We start from the raw sequence: 20,315 nt of genomic DNA, 5'->3' as shown, positions 1-20,315 counted from the left end.
TCGGATCGCTCATGTCCACGCCTCCCACCCACGATGCGGACAACGGCACACCGCCGACGGCATCCTACGTCGCCGACCTGGAGGCGCGGCTGCGCGAGGCGGAGGAGACGCTCGACGCCATCCGGAACGGCGAGGTCGACGCGGTCGTGGTCGGCGGGCCGAACGGCCAGCAGGTCTACACCCTGGAAAATGCCGACCGGCCCTACCGCGTCCTGATCGAGCAGATGCTCGAAGGGGCCGTCACGCTGAGCGAGGACGGCACCATCCTCTATTGCAACGAGCGCTTCGCGACCCTGGTCGGGGCCGATCGCGAGGGCGTGCTGGGGGGCCCGTTCGGCCGCTTCGTCGCACCGGGCGACCATGCCGGTTTTCACCGGCTGCTGTCCCGGGGGCCCGGCGCGGCGGCGACCGGCGAATTCAAGCTGCGACGGTCCGACAGGACGGCAGTGCCGGTCAATATCTCGCTGGTCGATCTCGTTCTCGACGAAGGCGCCGCCCGCATCGTGTGCGGCATCGTCACCGACCTCACCAACAACTATCGGCGCAGCGACGAACTGGCGGCGGCGAACCAGCGCCTCGAACGCGAGATCGCGGAACGGGGGCGGGCCGAACTCAGCCTCGGTCTGGCGCTCGACGCGGCGGGCATGGGCGGCTGGGATCTCGATCTGGCGACCGGAATGATCCGCCGCTCGCTCCGGCACGACGTCATCTTCGGCCACACCGGACGGGTCCCCGGATGGACCCTTCGGGACTCGATGGACCGGCTGGTGCCCGATGACCGCGACAGGGTCGAGCGGGCTTTTGCCGAGGCGGTAAAAACCGGCTGGCTGGAGTTCGAAGCGCGCATCCGGCGCGTGGGCGACGATGCGGTCCGTCGGGTCCATGTCAAGGCGCAGACCTATTACGACGCAGGACAGCCGGTCCGGATCGCCGGCGTGGTCGCGGACGTCACCGATCAGCGGGTGGTCGAAGAACAGCTGCGCCAGGCCCAGAAGATGGAAGCCGTCGGCAAGCTGACCGGCGGCATCGCCCATGATTTCAACAATCTGCTGATGATCATCGGCGGCAGCCTCGACATGCTCGGGCGCCGGGTGCCGCGCGACCCGAAGACGGATTTCCTGATCGAGTCGGCACAGCAGGGCATCCAGCGCGGTGCCAAGCTCAATCAGCAGCTTCTGGCCTTCTCGCGACGGCAGGACCTGCATGCGGAGGTCGTCTGCATCGATCGCTTCGTCGAGACGTTCGACCATCTGCTCGACCGCGCCGTGGGCGAGACGATCCCGGTCAAGATCGTACGCGCGTCCAACGACTGGCGATCCCGCATCGACCATCACCAACTCGAGACGGCAATCCTCAACCTCGCGATCAATGCACGCGATGCCATGCCCGGCGGCGGCGTTCTGACGCTCACGACCGAGAGCCGGTCGGTCGACCACGATGTCGCCGCCCGCTGGGGTGCGATCGCCGGCGATTTCATCGTCGTCTCGATTGCCGATACCGGCATCGGGATGCCGCCGGCGGTCGCCGAGCGGGCGTTCGAACCGTTCTTCACCACGAAGGGGATCGGCAAGGGCACCGGCCTCGGCCTGAGCCAGGTCTACGGCTTCGCCAAGCAGTCCCGCGGGTTCGTGACCATCGACAGTGAGCCGGAGGCGGGCACGAAGGTCTCGATCTTCCTGCCCCGTACCGAGGAAGCGCTGCCCGCTGCCGCGACGACCGAGCCGGAGCGCCCAGCGGCCGTCACGGGAAGCGGGCTCATCCTCGTGGTCGAGGACGATGCGGACGTCCGGCGGGTCACCGCCGGCATGCTCCATGACCTGGGCTTCCTTGTGCGAGAGGCAGCCAATGCCCGCGAAGCCCTGGCGCTGATCGATAGCGGGACGGAAGTCGACCTGGTGTTCAGCGATGTGATCATGCCCGGCGGCCAGAGCGGAATAGAACTGGCGCAGGAGCTGAACGCGAGCCGGCCCCACCTGCCGGTGCTGCTCGCGTCCGGCTATACGGCCGAGGAAATCATCCCGGAGGCGCTGTTCGACGAACTGGTGCTGCTGCACAAGCCCTACAGCCAAACCGAACTGTCGCGCGCCATCATAGACACGACGCTGAAGCGGTCGGGCCGCTCGCCATAGTCCCATCCTAGGGACGACCAATATATCCTTCGGCAGCGCTCCGTCCGGTCTTCCAGCTTGCTCGGAAAGGGGTCTTGCATCCATAATGGATCAATCGAATCCAGGCTCAAGAATTTATGACCGCTGTCGCCGCGCTCCAGTTTCATTCCGTCTTCAAGAATTTTCCCGATCGGCGGGGCGGTCGATTAGAGGTTCTTCAGAACATCACCTTCGACGTCCTCGATCGCGAAGTCGTTGCCGTTCTGGGACCTTCGGGCTGTGGAAAGTCGACGCTTTTGCACATCGCCGCGGGTCTGTCTGCGCCGGATCGAGGCAGCATCTCGCTATTCGGCAACGCGCCCGGGAACGGCAACGACTGGCATGCCGTCCGGTACATGTTTCAGGACGATCGACTTTTGCCGTGGCGCAGCGCGCTTGCAAATGTCGAACTGGCGCTGGAGCGACGCCCCCTCGGTCATGCGGAGCGCAGGAAGAGAGCCACCAACGCGCTGGAGCGCGTGGGTTTGGCCGGTTTTCTTCACGCACTGCCGAACGAACTTTCCGGCGGGATGCGCAGCCGCGTCACCCTGGCCCGAAGTTTCGTCACCCAGCCTCGGCTGCTTCTGATGGACGAGCCTTTTTCGAGGCTGGACAGCGATACCAGGGCAGCCATGCACGCATTGTTTCTCGAGCTTCGCGAGGAAACAGGAGCAGCGGTCGTCATCGTCACCCACGATGCCGGTGAAGCCGCGAAGCTGTCTGGTAAGATCATCAGAATGAGCCGCCGTCCCGCGAATATCATTGCGACATCGGCGCTATAGTCATGGAAGTATTTTGATTATTACGACAAAACATTTTATCGCGGTATTTTTCCTCTCGCTCTGCTCGTTGACCAGCGTTGAAGTTTTCGCGCAACCCGTCCGGGTCGGATTTTGGACGAGCGGAGCCATGCAAGGGTTCGGCGCCGTTCTGGAGGCCGGAAAGTTTCTCGAGGCCGAGGGCCTGGAGCCGGAATTCACGCATTTCGCCGACATCAACGGGCCGACGCGTGCGATCGCGACGGGATCGATCGACGTGGCCTTCACCCCGATCGCCGGAACCTTCGGTCTCGCCGCAGACGGGGCTCCGATAAAAATCGTCCTGGCGACACAGGTGGCGGAAGGCGATTTCATGGTCGCGACGGAATCGCCGATCCACAGCCTCGACGATCTCAAGGGAAAGCGGCTCGGCACCTCGCCCGCGGGCAGCTCGATGCAAGCGCTGACGCTCGCGGTCCTGCAGCACAATCATGGTTTCGGCGCGGGCTCGCTGACGATCGTCCCCGGCGCGGATCCAAGACTGGCGCAATTGCTGTCCCAGGGCGATATCGACGTCGGCGTCTTGCGCCGCGTCGTGGTCGACGGGCTTGCGCAGACGAGCCTGCGGCGGATCGGCACGCTGGACCAGGAATGGAAGCGGATGACCAAGGGCAGCGCGCCGCCGCTGACCGCGGTGGCCATCGCCCGGACCGATTACGCCCGCGCGCATCCGGGCGCGATCGTCGAATTCGTCGAGGGCGTGATCGCCGCCACGAAATGGGGCGGCGACCATCCCGATCGGGTGGAAAAGCTGCTTCTTGGTTCCGCGGCCCTCGACGCGGCCACGGCCGGATCCAGCGCACGGCAATGGTCGCACGTGTTCATCGCCAGCCTCACATCCGACGATGTCGCGACCCTTCATGAAATGGACCGGATCTTTCGCGATCAGGCCATTCTCGAAAAGGCCCCGCCGGACGATCTCATTCAGCCCTCCGCATTTCAGGCAGCGAAAGGCGGGTGATGAGGATCGGCCGCTGGGATCGCGAACGCATCGCCGATCGCGCGTTGTTGGCAGGCGTCGTCCTGGGGTGCTGGTGGATCGGTGCACGCTGGCTGCCCAGCTATGTCTTGCCGTCGCCGGAGCGGGTCGCCGTCAAACTGGCGCAGCTTTCCGCGACCGGCGATCTCTGGCGCAACCTTGCAACGACTCTCCTGAGGGTGGTCGCCGGCTTTGCGGCCTCCATCCTCATCGGACTGCCGATCGGACTGGCTGCCGGCCGGTTCGGCCGGTTCGGGCGCCTGGTCTCGCCGATCCTGCCGATCATGAACACCGTCTCTTCGGCCATCTGGGCGATTTTCGCCCTGCTTTGGTTTGGGCTATCGCCGCTCGCGACCATCTTCGTCGTGTTCATGACCGGCCTGCCCCTGATCGTCGGCAACGTGCGCGAAGGCGCGGAAGCGGTCGACCCAGGCCTGGTGGAAATGGGACTGACCCTGCAGCTGTCGCGGATGGACGTGCTGAGAAAGATCTATCTGCCCTCGGTCCTGCCCTATCTCTTCGCAGGCGCGCGCCTTGCGTTCGGCTTCGGCTGGCGGGTCAGCCTGGTTGCCGAAGCGCTGGGTGCCACGAGCGGCGTAGGCTATCGCCTGCGGCAGGCATCGGACCTCAACCAGACCGATCAGGTGTTCGCCTGGACGCTGGTTCAGGTCGCGATGATGCTGCTGATCGAAACTGCGGCGATCAGACCGCTGGAGCGCCATCTTTTCCGGTGGCGGCGCCCGGTCGCCCGATCGGACGGCAGCCCATGAGCGCACGCCGCCTCCATTGTCGAACCGAAGGATACAGCCGATGACCGATAGGGATGCCGGCCCGGCGGCGACCAACGAGACGATTGCTGGGATTCTGTCGTGCATCGCCGGCCAGGCAGGCGACCGGATTGCGGTCGACGATGGCGCACGCCAGCTCACGTATCGCGCGCTCGCCACCGAAGCGGCGCGCCTGGCGCAACGGATCGAGGCGCAGGTTCCCCACGGGCAGCCGGTCGGGCTCATACTTCCGATGGCGGCGGACTATATCGTGGCGATCGTCGCCATCATGATCGGCGGGCGGCCCTATGTCGCCCTCGATCCCTCGTTCCCGCCCTTGCAACATGCCCGGATCGCCGAATATGCGGGCCTTGCGGCAGTGCTCGTCGACGACGCCGGCGCCGGTATCATGGCGGATGCCGTGCCAAGCCTCCTCCGCATACCGGTCGTTTCGCCGATCGCTCCCGGCCCTGCGCCGGAGATCCGGTTGGGCGCCGGTTCCGACGCGCCGGCCTTCATCTATTACACCTCGGGCAGCACGGGTCGGCCCAAGGGCGTGATCTACGACCAGGGCAATCTGGTGGAGGAGATTCACGGCTACATCGCCGCCCTGTCGATCGGGCCGGCCGATCGCATCTCCATGCTGTACCGGCCGAGCGCCTCTGCCGGAACCCGCGATATCTTCGCTGCCTTGCTGGCCGGCGCCCGGCTGTGCATCGTCGATCTGAAGCGCTATGGCACCAACGAGGCCCGGCGCCGCCTGGACGCGCATGGCATCACGATCTATCACTCGGCCCCCCCGGTATTTCGGGCCGTCATGGGTGGACAAGCCCACTTTGCCGAACGGTTCGAGGCCTTGCGCGTCGTCCATTTGATCGGGGATCGGATCGTCCCCGACGACCTGGCGCTGGTGCGACGCCGCTTCGCCCCCGACTGCCGCCTCTATATCGACGTGGCGACGACCGAGACTTTCAGCTACGCGTCATGGCTGGTCGATCCCGCCATCGCCGTCGAGAACGACCTCGTGGCCGTCGGGCGGGCGCGCAGCGAGTCCGGTCTTCGCCTGATCGACGATGCCGGCCATCCGACGCCCAAGGGCGTTCCGGGCGAAATCGTCGTGACGACGACATCCGCCGCGCGCGGCTACTGGCGCGATCCGGAAACGACAGCCACCCGCTTTCGTCTCTCGGCGGTGGTGCCGGGTGCGATCGACTACCACACCGGCGACATCGGATGTTTCCGGCCGAACGGGCTGCTCGATTTCATCGGGCGCAAGGATCGCCAGGTCAAGATCGCGGGCAACACCGTTCACCCCGGTGCGGTCGAGGCGACCATCGCCGCGATGCCCGGGATCGCCGCGATCGCCATCATCGTCAGGTCGAGCGTTTCCGACGCCGCCATGGTTGCCTATTGGGTCGACGCCTCGTCCGGCGGCGTGACCGCGGCGGCGATCCGCGACTGGTGTCTGGCGCGCCTGCCGGCCTTCATGTGCCCCACCGAAATGGTCTGCGTGGGGGAACTCCCTTTGCTGGGAACCGGCAAGACGGACTATGCGGCGCTAGGCATGCTCGATCGGACGCGCCTCGACGCCGCCAAAATCACGGAACCAGCGGTTGGGGATCGGCCCGCCCTCATGGGCATCGTGCGCGCTGCCTGGGAGAAATTTCTTCCCGGCACATTCGATCAGGATCGAAGTTTCGAGGCTTCCGGCGGCGATTCGCTGAACGCGCTCAGCCTTTTTGCCCTGCTCGAAGAACGGCTCGGCCGCAGCCTCCCGCTCAGCATCCTGTCGCGCTCGGCCACGCCGAGCGATCTGATCGTTGCCTTGAAAGGCGAACTCGAGCCGTCGGCGTCGATCGTCGAAAAGCCGGTGATGTTTTTCTTTCCGGGCCTCTATGCCAACGGCGCGGACATTGCCGCATCGGAACTGGGCCATCGGCTCTCGGAGCATTTCGATGTCAGGTTGGTCGATTATCGAAGGGGCGGGGAAGAACTCCGGGGCCAATTCCAGCCCGGGCGCCTGTTCGACGATCTGGTTCGGGAAATGTCGCAGGCTGCTGGGGAAATCCCGATCTGGGTGTTGGGTTATTCCTACGGCGCCCGGATCGCCGCGGAGGCTCTTCGCCTGGCCGACCAAGCGGGCGTCCGGGTCGCGCGCATGATCAATCTGGATGGCGTGATCGAGGGCGAAATCAAAGGAATGGATGTCGTTCGGGGGCTCCGGACCAGGGTGCGTCAAGGCTCCGGCTCGCGGGGAGGATTCTTCAAATACCTGTTCGGCGGGCTCGCCTACCGCACGTCGCGCTATCTGCTGCGGCATCGGTGGCTTCGGGCGCTGCGTCTCGAACTTTCCCTGCTGCTGGCCATCGGATGGGATGTCCCCCATCGGCGCTGTCGCATCGAAGCAGTCGCCACCCTCAGACGCACCGCCTTCGGCGAGATCCCCAGGGGGAAGATCCCTACCCCGATGACCCTTCTGACGGCGAACGACACAGGCTTCGATCGGGCGCGTTTTCCCGATCTCGGATGGCGGCGCTTCTCCGACAACCTCGATCTGCGGGTCATCGGCGGCACGCATGCCAAAATGCTCGCTCAGGAGATCGATCGGCTCGTGAGCGAAATAATCTCGATCAAAGAGGCGCAAGACGGCGCGCTGTAGCGCGGCGCCACCCCTGTTGACCTTCGATCAGGCCGTTCCCTCCAGCGGCCGACCTTCCCCGAACCAGCGGACCAGCGCCGCCTTCAGCCCGTCCAGCGCATCCGCCTCGCTCGCCCAGGCGATGCAGCCGTCGGGCCGTACCAGCAGCGACGGTCCGCGTTCGACCCGGACGACCCGGACCTGCGGCTGCCATGGTCCCGCCAGGGCCGAGGCCGCACCGGTGCCGGCGTCGAGCAACACGGCATTGCCGGCCTGCATCAGCTCGAACAGCATGGTCTCGTCATAGACCAGCTCGATGTCGCCGCTGATCCGGCCGACCAGCGGATGCGGGTCGTCCAGGTCGTAACGGATCGCAACGCCGCTCATCATCTCGCCGAAGAAGCGGTTTCCCTCGTCGAGCGCCATGATGTCGGCGACGATCTCGCGCAATGCGGACGTCTGCGGGTCCGGCCGCATCAGCGCCACCTGCGCCCGCGTGTTGGCCAGCACACGTACCGCGACCGGGTGACGTTCGTCGGTGTAGCTGTCGAGCAGACCGTCCGGCATCGTGCCGCGCACGACGGCGGCAAGCTTCCAGCCCAGGTTCACGGCGTCGAGCAGCCCCAGGTTCAGGCCCTGGCCGCCGAATGGCGAATGGACATGGGCGGCATCGCCGGCCAGCAGCACCCGGCCCTGGCGATAGGACGTCGCCTGCCGGGCGTTGTCGGTCCAGCGCGTCGCCGATTTCATCGTGGTTACCGTGACGTCGGCACCGCTGACCCGACGCAGGCTGGCCTGCACCTCGGCCACGGTCACCGGCGCGTCGCGATCGACGGGCGCACCGGCGAACTCGACCGTGAGGATGCGTCCCGGAATGGGGCCATAGGCCAGCATGCCCGTGGCCGTGCGCCGCCAACCGAGCGGCAGCAACCGTTCCGGATGATCCAACTCGACGAGCGCCTGATATCCGGTGATCGTCGGGTCCGTGCCGGGAAACCCGAAGCCCGCCTGCTTGCGCACCCGGCTGCGCCCGCCGTCGCAACCGATGAGATATTGGCAGCGCAGCGGCATCTCGCCATCCGGACCGACGGCCACGACAGCGACGCCGCTGTCGTCCTGGCTGAAATCCAGCAGCTCGACATTGCGCCGGACATCGATGCCCAGCGCCTGCGCCTTGGCATTCAGCATCTGCTCCAGCGGCTGCTGCCGGATGCCGCGCAACCGCCGGGCCGGCTCGCGCTGGCGCGTCTGGTCGATCAGGAACAGGCCGGAGAAATGACCACCGATCTTCCGTACCGCCGGCCGTCCCGCGGTCGGAGCCATCGTCTTGAACAAGGCGGCCATGGTTTCGCTCATGATCCGCTCTTCGGCATCCATGGCGGGCTCGAACCCGCGCCGCTCCAGCGCCTCGCCCGCGAGCGCGCCGATGGCGCCGGCCTTGATGGTTTCATCGGGGTTGGACAGGCGCTCCAGTACGATCACGCGCGCGCCGCCCAAGGTCAATTCGATCGCGAGCATGAGACCGACGGGGCCGGCCCCGACGATCACGACATCCGTCAGCTTCTGTTCCATGAGCCAAAGCTGGCATATTTTTATACTAAGTACAATTTTTTATTTGATATAAAATACGATCAAGGTTGGCAAATGCCGGCGGGGCGCACGATGATCGGAGCCGACGACGATGGAACGGATCGACCGCCCGAGATGACAGACAAACCCGGCCTTCGCGAGCGCAAGAAGCAGGCCACGCGGCAGGTGCTGTCGAACGTCGCCACCGAGATGTTCATGGCGCGCGGCTTCGACAATGTCAGCCTGGCCGACATCGCCGAGGCGGCGAACGTGTCGAAGATGACGGTGTTCAACTATTTCCCCCGCAAGGAGGATCTGTATTTCGACCGCGAGGACGAGGGGCACGAGCTTGCGCGCGCGGCCCTGACGGGGCGTGCGCCGGACTGTTCGCCGATCGCGGCGCTGCGTGGATTGGCCCATGCCCTCGCCCACGCGGACCACCCGTTCGCGAAGTTCACGCCCGGCACTGCGGGCTTCTGGCAGACCGTGGCGGGAAGCGCCACCCTGTCGGCCCGGGCGCGCGAGATGCGCGACACGCTCGTGGCCGATCTGGCCGGCATGATCGCGGTCGCCGTCGACCAGCCGGCGGACGATGCCGCCGCGCACCTGGCCGCGGCGCTGCTGGTGTCGACCTGGTGCGTCGCCTATGCCGAAGGGCTGCGCTGCTGCCGGGCCGGCCACGGGAACGGGAACGCCCGTGCCGCCTTCCTGCACCTGATCGATCGCGGCTTCGACGGCGTCGCCGCCGGCATGGCCGGGACGCGTTACGCCTGAGGATTCGACCGCTCGGAGCTAAATCGGCGTGATGGCTTGCGCCGGCGTCCGCATTGCGCGAAGACGGATCATCGACCCGCTGTTTCGATCGTGACTGGAACGCACCATGGCTCGCCTGGACATCGCCGTTAAAGGGCTTTTTGCGACACCGGTCGCGGCAGTCGAGATGCCGGGCGCCGACCGGCTGAACCCGCAACTGGTCGAGGCGATCCTGCGCCGGCGCGCCGAAGCCCGGTCGGTGCAGGCGTCGAACGCCGGCGGCTGGCACTCCGACCGCGAGATCCTGACCTGGGGCGGCGAGCCGGTGCGCCAGATCATCGAGATCGCCAAAGGCGTCGCCACCCGCCTCAGCGCCGACCGCGACGGCAAGCCGATCCAGCCGGCCTGGACGGTGCAGGCCTGGGCCAACGTCAACGGTCCCGGCGATTCGAACATCTGCCACTATCACCCTGGCTCCGTCTGGTCCGGCACCTATTACGTCGAGGATGGCGGCTGCGCGTCGGACCCGAGCCTGGGCGGCGAGTTCGAGATGCTGGATCCGCGCGGGCCGGGGCCGGGCATGTATGCGCCGACGCTCAAGTTCGCCGGCGAGGACGGCGCCTCGGTCGGCAGTGCCGAGACGATCCAGCCGCGTCCCGGCCTGCTGTTCATCTTTCCGTCGTGGCTCTATCATCAGGTGCGCCCCTATCGCGGCACGGCATTGCGCATCTCGATCGCCTTCAATTTCGGCCTCTGATCGGCTGGGGTCTCCGTCCATGGACAATGCCAGCACGCGCATCGGGTCGCGCCGCCAGAGCGAGATCGTCGGCCTGCTGCGCGAGACCGGGCGCGTGACGGTCGAGGATCTGGCGGCCCGCTTCGCTGTGACGCCGCAGACCATCCGGCGCGACCTGAACGAGATGAGCGAGGCGCGGCTGGTGACCCGGATCCACGGCGGCGCCATGATCGCGTCCGGTGTCGCGAACCTGGGGTACGAGGCGCGCAAGCAGGTGGCCGGCCCCCACAAGCGTCTGATCGGCGAGGCGGCGGCCCGGCTCATCCCGGACGATTCGTCGCTGTTCATCAACATCGGCACGACGACCGAGGAAGTGGCCCACGCGCTGATGGGCCATGCCGGCCTGCTGGTCATCACCAACAACCTCAACGTCGCGGCGGAACTGCATCGCAACGGCGCCATCAACTTGGTCATCGCGGGCGGCAGCGTGCGCACGAGCGACGGCGGCATCGTCGGCGCCAGCACCGTGGACCTGATCCGGCAATTCCGCGTCGATACCGCCGTCATCGGCACCTCGGCAATCGATGGCGACGGAACCTTGCTGGACTTCGACATCCGCGAGGTGACCGTCTCGCGCGCGATCATCGAAAGCGCTCGCCGCATCATCCTCGTGGCCGACAGCAGCAAATTCGCCCGCTCGGCGCCGGTACGGATCGCGACCCTGGCCGAGATCGACGTGCTGGTGACCGACCGCCTGCCGGCCGGGCCGATCGCGGAACTGTGCCGGGCTCATCAGGTGACGGTGATCGAGACCGGCGGACCGGTCGAGCCGGGTCCTACGGCCGAGTGACGCGCTGGCAGCCGTAATGTTCGTTTTCGCGCTTGCGTGTTCCTTTTATTTTCATATAGCGTCGAAAGCGAAGGCAATAGAGCGCGGTTCAACGCGCAGGGGTGGTATCCGATGGGAGACGCCGCACCTTTGGATTTCGACCTCGCCATTATTGGTGGGGGTATCAACGGGTGCGGTATCGCGCGGGATGCGGCGGGACGCGGTTTGCGCGTGTTCCTGTGCGAGCAGCGCGACCTGGCCTCGGGCACGTCGAGTGCCTCGACCAAGCTGATCCATGGCGGCCTGCGCTACCTGGAATACAACGAGTTTCGCCTGGTGCGCGAAGCATTGATGGAGCGCGAGGTGCTGTGGGGCATCGCCCCGCACATCATCTGGCCGCTACGCTTCGTGCTGCCCCATCACAAGGATCTGCGGCCGGCCTGGCTGCTGCGCCTGGGCCTGTTCCTTTACGATCATCTGGGCGGCCGCAAGCGCCTGCCGCCGACCCGCAGCGTGCGCCTGCATGCCGATCCGGCCGGCGGCCCGCTCAAGTCGAAATTCTCCCGCGCCTTCGAATATTCCGATTGCTGGGTCGAGGATTCGCGTCTGGTCGTGCTGAACGCCCGCGACGCCGCGGCCAGGGGCGCGCGGATCGCGACGCGGACCCGTTGCGTCGCCGCCGAGCGCACCGGCCGGGGCTGGCAGCTCGACCTGCACGACGAGGGCAAGGACGAGCGCTACACGATCAGGGCCCGGGCGCTGGTCAATGCCGCCGGTCCCTGGGTCGCCGACGTCGCCGGATCGGTCATCCGCGGCAACGTCCCGGCCGCGGTCCGCCTGGTCCAGGGCAGCCACATCGTCGTGCCGCGGCTCTACGACCATGCGTCCTGCTACATCTTCCAGAACGCCGACGGCCGCATCTTCTTCCTGATCCCGTACGAGCGGGACTTCACCCTGATCGGCACGACCGACCTGGAATTCAGGGGCGACGCGAAGGACGCGAAGGCGAGCCAGGCGGAGATCGATTATCTCTGCGCCGCCGCCAGCGAATACCTGAAGGTGCCGGTGACGCCGGACCGGGTCGTCTGGACCTATTCCGGCGTCCGGCCACTCTATGACGACGGCTCGACCGCCCCCCAGGAGGCGACGCGCGACTATGTGCTGAAGCTCGACGGCGGCGGCGATACCGCACCGCTGCTGTCGATCTTCGGGGGCAAGATCACGACCTATCGGCGCTTGGCCGAAGCGGCGCTGGACCTGCTGCTGCCGCACGTACCGGCGCCGAAGCCCGACCGGACCGCCGGCTGGACCGGCCGGGAAAGCCTGCCCGGCGGCGATTTTCCGATCGACGGGTTCGAGGCGGAGCTCGAGCGGGCCGGCGCCCGCTATCCGTTCGTGGCATCCGCCACCCTGCGGCGCCTGCTGCGCGCCTATGGCACGGACATTCACAAGCTGCTCGACGGGGCGGCGAGCACCGCCGACCTCGGCCCGGTGCTGGGCGCGGACCTGACCGAGGCGGAGCTTCGCTATCTCGTCACTTACGAATGGGCGCGCCAGGCCGACGACGTGCTGTGGCGCCGCTCGAAACTGGGACTGCGCATGAGGCCGGCCGACACGGCCGCCGTGGAGGAAGCCATCGCCCGTATCCTGTCCGAAGCCACGGTCCCGGCATGAGCCTGGCCCTCGACCATCTCGGCCTGACGGTCGACGGCATCCCGGTGATCCGCGACGTCTCGCTCACGCTCGAGCGCGGGACGATGAACGTGCTGCTGGGCCCGACCCTGGCCGGCAAGACCACGCTGATGCGGCTGATGGCCGGGCTCGACCGGCCGACGTCCGGCCGGTTGCTGCTCGACGGCAAGGACATCACCGGCGTGCCGGTACGCCGCCGCTCGGTCGCCATGGTCTATCAGCAGTTCGTCAATTACCCGACCCTGTCGGTGTACGAGAACATCGCCTCGCCCCTCAGGGTCGCGAAGATCGCGAAGGGCGAGGTCGAGGCCCGAGTGCAGCAGGCGGCGAAGCTGCTGCGTCTGGAAAAGATGCTCGACCGCACGCCCCTGCAGCTGTCGGGCGGCCAGCAGCAGCGCACCGCCATCGCCCGGGCGCTGGTCAAGCGCGCCGATCTGGTGCTGCTGGACGAGCCGCTGGCCAATCTCGACTACAAGCTGCGCGAGGAGTTGCGCGAGGAATTGCCGCGCATCTTCGCCGAATCCGGTGCCATCCTGCTCTATGCCACGACCGAGCCGACCGAGGCCCTGCTGCTGGGCGGCAATACCGCGACGCTGTGGCAGGGGCGGGTCAGCCAGACCGGACCGACCGCCGCGGTCTACCGGCGCCCGCACAACATCGATGCCGCCCGCGTGTTTTCCGATCCACCGCTGAACGAGCTGATAGTGGACAAGCGCGGTGCCACCGTGACCCTGGCCGACGGGCGCAGCATCCCGGCCGCCGGCCCGCTCGGCGACCTGCCCGACGGCAGCTACCGGGTGGGATTCCGCGTCGACGACGTGACGGTGGGCGGAGAGCGGCCCGGCGTGCTGAGCTTTCCCGGCCGGGTCTCGGTGACCGAGATCAGCGGTTCGGAAAGCTTCGTCCATGTCGACGTCGGCCTCGCCACCTGGGTCTGCCTGGTGCGCGGCGTCCATGAGTGGGAGCCCGGCGCGGCAGCCGAGGTCCATGTCGATCCCGGCCGGATCTTCGTGTTCGACCCCGACGGACGGATCGCCGGCCTGCCGGCCGCGATGGAGACGGTCTGATGGCCCGCATCACCCTCGACGGCATCGCGCACGCCTATGGCCGGCCCCGGACCGAGCAGGATTACGCGCTGAAGAAGCTGGACCATGTCTGGGAACAGGGCATGGCCTACGCGCTGCTCGGCCCCTCCGGCTGCGGCAAGACCACCTTGCTCAACATCATCTCCGGCCTAGTAACCCCGTCCGAGGGGCGCCTGCTGTTCGACGAGCGCGACGTGACGCGCCTGCCGACGGAGCAACGCAACATCGCCCAGGTGTTCCAGTTCCCGGTCATCTATGACACCATGACGGTCGCCGAGAATCTGGCGTTCCCGCTGCGCAACCGCCGGGTGCCGAAGCCGCAGATCGAAGCACGCGTGGCCGAGATCGCGGCGATGCTCGACCTGACCGCCGACCTCGATCGGCGCGCGCGCAACCTGACCGCCGACGCCAAGCAGAAGATCTCGCTCGGCCGCGGGCTGGTCCGTTCCGACGTCTCGGCCGTGCTGTTCGACGAACCGTTGACGGTGATCGACCCGGCGCTGAAATGGGAATTGCGCTCGAAGCTCAAGGCCGTCCATCGCGCGCTCGACCTGCTGATGATCTACGTCACCCACGACCAGGTCGAAGCGCTGACCTTCGCCGACCGGGTCGTGGTCATGAACGACGGGCGCGCGGTGCAGATCGGTTCGCCGGCCGACCTGTTCGAGCGGCCGGAACACACGTTCGTCGGCTATTTCATCGGCTCGCCGGGCATGAATTTCATGCCGGCGGAGGTCCACGGCACGACGGCGCTGGTCGAAGGCCACCGCCTGCCGCTGGGCCAAGCCTATCCGCCGCTGCCGGCCGGGCGGATTCAGGTCGGCATCCGACCGGACTTCGCCATGCTGTCACGGGACGGCGGCGTGCCGGTGCAGGTCCGCCGGATCGATGACCTGGGCCGCCGGCGGCTGGCCCATGTGACGCTCGGGTCCCGGCCGCTGATCGCGACCGTGCCGCCGGACATGACCCTGGACGGCAGCGAGGCCGCGGTGACGCTCAGCCCTGCGCACATGCATGTCTATGTCGACGACGTCAGGGTGGAGGGTCGGGCGCCATGAACGACAAGCCGATCCATAACCGCGCCTGGTGGTTTGTCCTGCCGGTCCTGGTGTTCGTGCTGTTCTCGTCGCTGATCCCGATGATGACGGTGGTGAATTATTCGGTCCAGGATTCCATGGGCCAGAACAATTTCTTCTGGAACGGCGCCGGCTGGTTCCAGGGCCTGTTCGATCCGACGACCGACATCGGCGGGCGCTTCGCCGGTGCGCTGGTGCGCAACCTGTTCTTTTCGCTGGTCGTGCTGGCGCTCGAAATTCCGCTCGGCATCGCGGTGGCGCTGTGCATCCCGCGCCAGGGCTGGCAGGTTGGCGCCGTGCTGGTCGCGATAGCACTGCCGATGCTCATTCCCTGGAACGTGGTCGGCACGATCTGGCAGATCTTCGCCCGCCAGGACATCGGGCTGCTGGGCGCCGCGTTGAACGGGCTCGGCATCCCCTACAACGACACCCAGGACCCGCTCTCGGCCTGGTCGACCATCGTGGTCATGGACGTCTGGCACTGGACCTCCATGGTGGCGCTGTTGTGCTACGCCGGCCTGAAGGCGATCCCGGATGCGTTCTACCAGGCCGCCCGCATCGACGGGGCCCGGCGCTGGGCGATCTTCGCGAACATCGAATTCCCGAAGCTGAAGAAGGTGCTCGTCATCGCCGTGCTGCTGCGCTTCATGGAAAGCTTCATGATCTATACCGAGCCGATGGTCGTGACCGGCGGCGGCCCCGGCGAGGCGACCAGCTTCCTGTCGCTCGACCTGGTCAAAATCGCGCTGGGCCAGGTCGACCTGGGCAATGCGGCGGCCATGTCGCTGGTCTACAACCTGATCACCCTCACGCTCTGCTGGGTCTTCTTCACCTTCACTACCCATGCCGACCAGAAGGGAGAGGCGTGATGAAGCTCTCGTTCCGCACCGCCGGAATGGCACTCTACCTGCTGGCGCTGGCCCTGCCGATCTACTGGCTCATCAACATGAGCTTCAAGAGCAACGTCGAGATCAACGCCGGCCTGTCGCTGTGGCCGCATCATCCGGTGCTCGACCACTACCAGCACATCTTCACCGACCCGGCCTGGTACAACGGCTTCCTCAATTCGCTGAGCTACGTGGCCTTGAATACCGTCATCTCGGTCACGATCGCGCTGCCGGCGGCCTATGCCTTCAGCCGCTACCGCTTCATCGGCGACAAGCACCTGTTCTTCTGGCTGCTGTCGAACCTGATGGCGCCGCCGGCGGTCTATGCCATGCCGTTCTTCAACCTCTATTCCGAGGTCGGGCTGTTCGACACGGTCTGGGCGGTGGCATTGGCCCATTGCCTGTTCAACGTGCCGCTGGCGGTCTGGATCCTGGAAGGCTTCATCTCGGGCGTCCCGCGCGAGATCGACGAGACGGCGGCGATCGACGGCTATTCCTTCCCGCGCTTCTTCCTCAGGATATTCATGCCGCTGATCGCCAACGGCATCGGCGTCGCGGCCTTCTTCTGCTTCATGTTCTCGTGGGTCGAGCAGTTGCTGGCGACCACGCTCACCACGGTCGACGCCAAGCCGATCGTCGCGGTCATGACCCGTGCCTACAGCGCCGCCGGCATGGACTGGGGCCTGCTGGCCGCGGCCGGCGTGCTGACCATGATCCCGGGCGCCATCGTCATCTGGTTCGTGCGCAACCACATTGCCAAGGGCTTTGCCCTTGGCCGCGTCTAGGGAGCGCCGCCATGGATACGGTGTGGATGGCCTGGACGTGGCAGACGATCCTGTTCTTCGGCCTGATCGTCGCGGCCCTGGTCGTCCTGACCCTGCTCGCGATCTATCGCCCGGAGGTGCCGCGTCGCGGCATCCTGCGCTTTCCGACCACGCGCGGCGACCGGCTGTTCGTGAGCCTGGTCGGTTCCGCCTACATCTTCATTGCCTACATGCGGTTCGGCGGAGAAACCCTGTGGTATCCATTGGTGGCTGCCATTCTTTTCGGGATCGCAATGTTTCGCTTTGCCTGACGAAACCGGTCTGCAGCCGGCAATGCTGCGGTCAATTGGGAGGGAACGAGAATGAAGCGTCGTGACGTTCTGAAGGGTGGTGCCGCCACCGTCGGTGTCGGCCTTCTGTTGAAGAGCGGGGTCAGCCACGCCCAGCAGGTCGATGCCGCGAAGAAATGGGTCGATTCCGAATTCCAGCCGTCGAGCCTGTCCAAGGACGAGCAGATGGCCGAGATGGAATGGTTCATCAACGCATCGAAGCCGTTCAAGGGCCTGCAGGTCAGCTGCGTCTCCGAGATCCTGAAGGTCCATGACTATGAATCGAAGACCCTGACCAAGGCCTTTGCCGACATCACCGGCATCAAGGTCAACCACGACATGATGGACGAGGGCCTGCTGGTCGACAAAATCGAGGTCGAGATGCAGTCGGGCCGGCCGATCTACGATTTCTGGATGAACGATTCGGATTTCATCGGCACCCATCCGCGCTACCAGGACATCGTCGGCGGCTCGCTGACCGACTTCATGGCCGGCGACGGCAAGGATTTCACCAACCCCCATCTCGACCTGCCTGACTTCATGGGCCTGTCGTTCGGCACCTTCACCGACGGCAAGCTGTACCAGCTTCCGGACCAGCAGTTCGCGAACCTCTACTGGTTCCGGTACGACTGGTTCAAACGGCCGGAGCTGCAGGCGCAGTTCAAGCAGAAGTTCGGCTATGACCTGGGCGTGCCGGTCAACTGGTCGGCCTACGAGGACATCGCCGAATTCTTCACCAACGACGTGAAGAACATCGACGGCGTGCGCGTCTATGGCCATATGGACTATGGCAAGAAGGACCCGTCGCTCGGCTGGCGCTTCACCGATGCTTGGCTGTCCATGGCCGGTGCAGGCGATCGCGGATTGCCGAACGGCAAGCCGGTCGACGAGTGGGGCATCCGCATGACCGACGGCATCCCGCGCGGATCGTCCGTCACCCGCGGCGGCGACGCGAACGGCCCCGCCGCGGTCTATGCGCTGACCAAATACGTCGAGTGGCTGAAGAAATACGCCCCGCCCGAAGCCGCCGGCATGGATTTCCTCGAAGCGGGTCCCGTGCCGGGCCAGGGCCATATCGCCCAGCAGATGTTCTGGTACAGCGCCTTCACCTCGGCCCTGTCCGATCCGAAGCTGCCGGTCATGAACCCGGACGGCACGCCGAAATGGCGCATGGCACCGTCGCCGCATGGCGCCTACTGGAAGGAGGGCATGAAGCTCGGCTACCAGGATTGCGGCTGCTGGACCATGCTGAAATACGCGCCGCTCGAAAAGGTCAAGGCCGGCTGGCTCTATGCCCAATTCTGCACGTCCAAGACGGTCAGCCTGAAGAAGTTCGTCGTTTCGAACCATCTGATCCGGACCAGCGACGTCTGGACCCAGGCCGCGACCGACCTTGCCCCCAAGCTGGGCGGCCTCGTCGAATTCTACCGCAGCCCGGCCGTCAAGCAATGGACGCCGACCGGCGTCAACGTGCCGGACTACGGCAAGATGGCACAGGTCTGGTGGCAGAACGTGTCGAACGCCATCTCCGGCCAGGTGACGCCGCAGCAGGCGATGGACGGGCTGGCGCGCGACCAGGACGCGATCATGGAGCGGATCGAGCGGTCGGGCGTCCAGGGCAAGCTGGGTCCCAAGCTCAACAAGCCGGAGACCGCCGAATATTGGTATGCCCAGGCCGAGAAGGACGGCAATCTGGCGCCGCAACGCAAGCTCGCCAATGAAAAGCCCAAGGGCGAGACGGTCGATTACGATACGCTGATCAAGAGCTGGCCGGCGACGCCGCCCAAGAAGGCTTGATCTGAAACGGGGGCCGGAACGATGAGGATCGTGTTTCGCTGCGATCCGGCCCTGGTCGAGATCCTCCCGCGCCCGATGCCGGCGCGGGAGGCCCTGCCCGACTGGCTGCGGGCGATGCCGCGGACCGCCTTTTCCGGGGCGCACGGCCAGGATCTGCGCACGGTCAAGCAATGCCCGCCGTTCGTCGATGCCATGGCCCACGGCTTCGTCATTCCGCTGCCGTGCGACGTCACGGTCAGCCGCGGCCGCCTGTCCTGGCACTGGGACCTGCCGCCGCTCGCGAGCCGGCTCCATCCACGGGCACCCTTTAGCTTTCATGTGCCGGCGCAGCTGGAAGGCTCGCCGTTCCACGATCCCGACCGGATGATCGTCAAGTTCAACAGCTTCTGGACCGTCGAGCTGGAGCCGGGCTGGTCGCTGTTCGCCTTGCACCCGGCGAACCGCATGGACCTGCCGTTCCGGCTGCTGACCGGGCTGGTCGATGCCGACCGGTTCAGCGACATCGGCATCCTGTTTCCGGCGACCTGGACCGACCCGGCGTTCGAGGGTGTCCTGCCGCGCGGTACGCCGATCGCGCAATGTTTCCCGGTGCCGCGCCAGCCGCTCGAGCTGGTGCACGAAGCGATGGATCCGCCGGCGGTCGAGCGCTACGACCAGGTGGCGACGGCCCTGCTGTCGGGGCCGGGCGTCTATCGCAAGCGCTATCGCGCCCGGCGGTCAGGCGCGGTCGAGCAGGGCCCGGTGCAGGTCGGCGGGGTCGAGGAATAGGCAACCGGTCGGGCTGGACGAGAGCGCATGGGCAATCCGACCCAGCGCCTCGGGCCGGGTCCGCAGTGCCCGGCCATAGGCGTCGAGCGCACCGTCGAGATCGCCCGTTTCCTGACGCGCAATGCCGAGATTGAGCGCCGCCTCGTGCAAGGTGGGATCAGCGTCGAGCGCCCGGCCATAGGCGTCGGCGGCACCCGCGTCCCGCAGATCGTCCCGCACCAGCCCCAGCGCGAACCAGGCCTGGGCGAAGCGCGGCTGCAGCGTCGCCGCCTGTTCGAAGGCGGTAGCGGCCTCCTGCAGCCGGCCGCGTTCGCGCAGGCACCGGCCCTGACCGAAATGGCCGGCGGCATTGCCCGGTTCCGCCGCCTGTGCCCGGGCGAAGGCGACGGCGGCGCCCTCGATCTGCCGGGCGGCGAACAGCGCCTCGCCCAGGTGCAGCCAACCGGCGGCATAGTGGCGAAACGCCTCGAGCCGCGGCAGCAGCGCGTTGGCCGACGCATCGCCCTGCCGCAGCAGCAGGGCGCACAGGCGAAACAGCGGCTCCGGCGCGTCTGGCGACTGCGCCACGGCCCGGCGGGCGCGGCCGATCGCCGGGGCCGGGTCGGTCGGCGATCCATCGGAGGCAGGGGACATGGCGGAACCGGAAAACGGAAGACCGCAACGACCCTAGCCGAGGGTGAG

General features: G+C 66.6%; 18 protein-coding genes. 16 read left to right on the top strand and 2 right to left on the bottom strand.

What is annotated here, in order from left to right:
* Positions 1–11 precede the first annotated feature (11 nt).
* The 5 genes from VGV37_RS23520 (at position 12) to VGV37_RS23500 (ending at position 7,370) form a co-directional block, all read left to right on the top strand.
* A complete protein-coding gene (locus VGV37_RS23520; protein WP_326882217.1) occupies positions 12–2,129 on the top strand; it encodes a hybrid sensor histidine kinase/response regulator in 2,118 nt (705 codons plus the stop codon).
* A gap of 116 nt (positions 2,130–2,245) precedes the next feature.
* Positions 2,246–2,929 (top strand): ABC transporter ATP-binding protein, encoded by a 684-nt coding sequence (locus VGV37_RS23515; RefSeq protein ID WP_326882216.1) that lies wholly within the window; start codon positions 2,246–2,248, stop codon positions 2,927–2,929.
* A complete protein-coding gene (locus tag VGV37_RS23510) occupies positions 2,910–3,926 on the top strand; it encodes an ABC transporter substrate-binding protein (RefSeq protein WP_326882215.1) in 1,017 nt (338 codons plus the stop codon). Before VGV37_RS23515 ends, VGV37_RS23510 begins: the two co-directional genes overlap by 20 nt.
* A complete protein-coding gene (locus VGV37_RS23505; RefSeq protein WP_326882214.1) occupies positions 3,926–4,714 on the top strand; it encodes an ABC transporter permease in 789 nt (262 codons plus the stop codon). The genes VGV37_RS23510 and VGV37_RS23505 overlap by 1 nt, the downstream gene beginning before the upstream one ends.
* 40 nt (positions 4,715–4,754) lie before the next feature.
* Complete coding sequence (locus VGV37_RS23500; protein WP_326882213.1) at positions 4,755–7,370, top strand: AMP-binding protein; 2,616 nt, start codon at positions 4,755–4,757, stop codon at positions 7,368–7,370.
* Positions 7,371–7,397: 27 nt separating this feature from the next.
* Here the strand turns inward: VGV37_RS23500 and VGV37_RS23495 are convergent, their stop codons facing one another.
* Positions 7,398–8,921 carry an FAD-dependent monooxygenase gene (locus tag VGV37_RS23495; RefSeq protein WP_326882212.1) on the bottom strand — a complete coding sequence of 508 codons (1,524 nt, stop codon included), beginning with the start codon at positions 8,919–8,921 and terminating at the stop codon, positions 7,398–7,400.
* A gap of 132 nt (positions 8,922–9,053) precedes the next feature.
* On the opposite strand from VGV37_RS23495, the gene VGV37_RS23490 reads away from it, so the two are divergent.
* From VGV37_RS23490 to VGV37_RS23440, 11 genes are all read left to right on the top strand, one after another.
* Positions 9,054–9,692, top strand: a complete 639-nt coding sequence (locus tag VGV37_RS23490) for a TetR/AcrR family transcriptional regulator (protein ID WP_326882211.1) — start codon at positions 9,054–9,056, stop codon at positions 9,690–9,692.
* A gap of 106 nt (positions 9,693–9,798) precedes the next feature.
* Complete coding sequence (locus VGV37_RS23485; protein WP_326882210.1) at positions 9,799–10,428, top strand: 2OG-Fe(II) oxygenase family protein; 630 nt, start codon at positions 9,799–9,801, stop codon at positions 10,426–10,428.
* 19 nt (positions 10,429–10,447) lie between these two features.
* Complete coding sequence (locus VGV37_RS23480) at positions 10,448–11,257, top strand: DeoR/GlpR family DNA-binding transcription regulator (protein ID WP_326882209.1); 810 nt, start codon at positions 10,448–10,450, stop codon at positions 11,255–11,257.
* Between the two features lie 129 nt (positions 11,258–11,386).
* On the top strand, positions 11,387–12,910 hold the full coding sequence (gene glpD / locus VGV37_RS23475) for a glycerol-3-phosphate dehydrogenase (protein ID WP_326882208.1): 1,524 nt from the start codon (positions 11,387–11,389) through the stop codon (positions 12,908–12,910).
* Positions 12,907–13,995: an ABC transporter ATP-binding protein gene (locus VGV37_RS23470; protein WP_326882207.1), complete on the top strand. Its 1,089-nt coding sequence runs from the start codon at positions 12,907–12,909 to the stop codon at positions 13,993–13,995. Before glpD ends, VGV37_RS23470 begins: the two co-directional genes overlap by 4 nt.
* Positions 13,995–15,071, top strand: a complete 1,077-nt coding sequence (locus VGV37_RS23465; RefSeq protein ID WP_326882206.1) for an ABC transporter ATP-binding protein — start codon at positions 13,995–13,997, stop codon at positions 15,069–15,071. The genes VGV37_RS23470 and VGV37_RS23465 overlap by 1 nt, the downstream gene beginning before the upstream one ends.
* On the top strand, positions 15,068–15,958 hold the full coding sequence (locus VGV37_RS23460) for a sugar ABC transporter permease (RefSeq protein ID WP_326882205.1): 891 nt from the start codon (positions 15,068–15,070) through the stop codon (positions 15,956–15,958). The genes VGV37_RS23465 and VGV37_RS23460 overlap by 4 nt, the downstream gene beginning before the upstream one ends.
* Positions 15,958–16,761 carry a carbohydrate ABC transporter permease gene (locus VGV37_RS23455; RefSeq protein WP_326882204.1) on the top strand — a complete coding sequence of 268 codons (804 nt, stop codon included), beginning with the start codon at positions 15,958–15,960 and terminating at the stop codon, positions 16,759–16,761. Before VGV37_RS23460 ends, VGV37_RS23455 begins: the two co-directional genes overlap by 1 nt.
* 11 nt (positions 16,762–16,772) lie before the next feature.
* Positions 16,773–17,051: a DUF2160 domain-containing protein gene (locus tag VGV37_RS23450; protein ID WP_326882203.1), complete on the top strand. Its 279-nt coding sequence runs from the start codon at positions 16,773–16,775 to the stop codon at positions 17,049–17,051.
* 51 nt (positions 17,052–17,102) lie between these two features.
* A complete protein-coding gene (locus VGV37_RS23445; protein WP_326882202.1) occupies positions 17,103–18,866 on the top strand; it encodes an ABC transporter substrate-binding protein in 1,764 nt (587 codons plus the stop codon).
* Positions 18,867–18,887: 21 nt separating this feature from the next.
* Positions 18,888–19,634, top strand: a complete 747-nt coding sequence (locus VGV37_RS23440; protein WP_326882201.1) for a hypothetical protein — start codon at positions 18,888–18,890, stop codon at positions 19,632–19,634.
* Here VGV37_RS23440 and VGV37_RS23435 read toward each other — a convergent pair.
* Complete coding sequence (locus tag VGV37_RS23435; protein WP_326882200.1) at positions 19,584–20,267, bottom strand: tetratricopeptide repeat protein; 684 nt, start codon at positions 20,265–20,267, stop codon at positions 19,584–19,586. The genes VGV37_RS23440 and VGV37_RS23435 overlap by 51 nt on opposite strands.
* Positions 20,268–20,315 lie beyond the last annotated feature (48 nt).

This window comes from Aliidongia sp. (assembly GCF_035943795.1).
In the GTDB taxonomy this organism is placed as follows: Bacteria; Pseudomonadota; Alphaproteobacteria; order ATCC43930; family CGMCC-115725; genus Aliidongia.
This window is presented reverse-complemented; position numbering and strand designations above follow the sequence as displayed.

Coding starts and splice junctions, on each gene's coding strand:
- VGV37_RS23490 (WP_326882211.1), top strand. CDS start 9,054: ATGACAGACAAACCCGGCCTTCGCGAGCGCAAGAAGCAGGCCACGCGG.
- VGV37_RS23480 (WP_326882209.1), top strand. CDS start 10,448: ATGGACAATGCCAGCACGCGCATCGGGTCGCGCCGCCAGAGCGAGATC.
- VGV37_RS23465 (WP_326882206.1), top strand. CDS start 13,995: ATGGCCCGCATCACCCTCGACGGCATCGCGCACGCCTATGGCCGGCCC.
- VGV37_RS23505 (WP_326882214.1), top strand. CDS start 3,926: ATGAGGATCGGCCGCTGGGATCGCGAACGCATCGCCGATCGCGCGTTG.
- VGV37_RS23455 (WP_326882204.1), top strand. CDS start 15,958: ATGAAGCTCTCGTTCCGCACCGCCGGAATGGCACTCTACCTGCTGGCG.
- VGV37_RS23435 (WP_326882200.1), bottom strand. CDS start 20,267: ATGTCCCCTGCCTCCGATGGATCGCCGACCGACCCGGCCCCGGCGATC.
- VGV37_RS23495 (WP_326882212.1), bottom strand. CDS start 8,921: ATGGAACAGAAGCTGACGGATGTCGTGATCGTCGGGGCCGGCCCCGTC.
- VGV37_RS23515 (WP_326882216.1), top strand. CDS start 2,246: ATGACCGCTGTCGCCGCGCTCCAGTTTCATTCCGTCTTCAAGAATTTT.
- VGV37_RS23470 (WP_326882207.1), top strand. CDS start 12,907: ATGAGCCTGGCCCTCGACCATCTCGGCCTGACGGTCGACGGCATCCCG.
- VGV37_RS23520 (WP_326882217.1), top strand. CDS start 12: ATGTCCACGCCTCCCACCCACGATGCGGACAACGGCACACCGCCGACG.
- VGV37_RS23500 (WP_326882213.1), top strand. CDS start 4,755: ATGACCGATAGGGATGCCGGCCCGGCGGCGACCAACGAGACGATTGCT.
- VGV37_RS23440 (WP_326882201.1), top strand. CDS start 18,888: ATGAGGATCGTGTTTCGCTGCGATCCGGCCCTGGTCGAGATCCTCCCG.
- VGV37_RS23445 (WP_326882202.1), top strand. CDS start 17,103: ATGAAGCGTCGTGACGTTCTGAAGGGTGGTGCCGCCACCGTCGGTGTC.
- VGV37_RS23485 (WP_326882210.1), top strand. CDS start 9,799: ATGGCTCGCCTGGACATCGCCGTTAAAGGGCTTTTTGCGACACCGGTC.
- VGV37_RS23460 (WP_326882205.1), top strand. CDS start 15,068: ATGAACGACAAGCCGATCCATAACCGCGCCTGGTGGTTTGTCCTGCCG.
- VGV37_RS23450 (WP_326882203.1), top strand. CDS start 16,773: ATGGATACGGTGTGGATGGCCTGGACGTGGCAGACGATCCTGTTCTTC.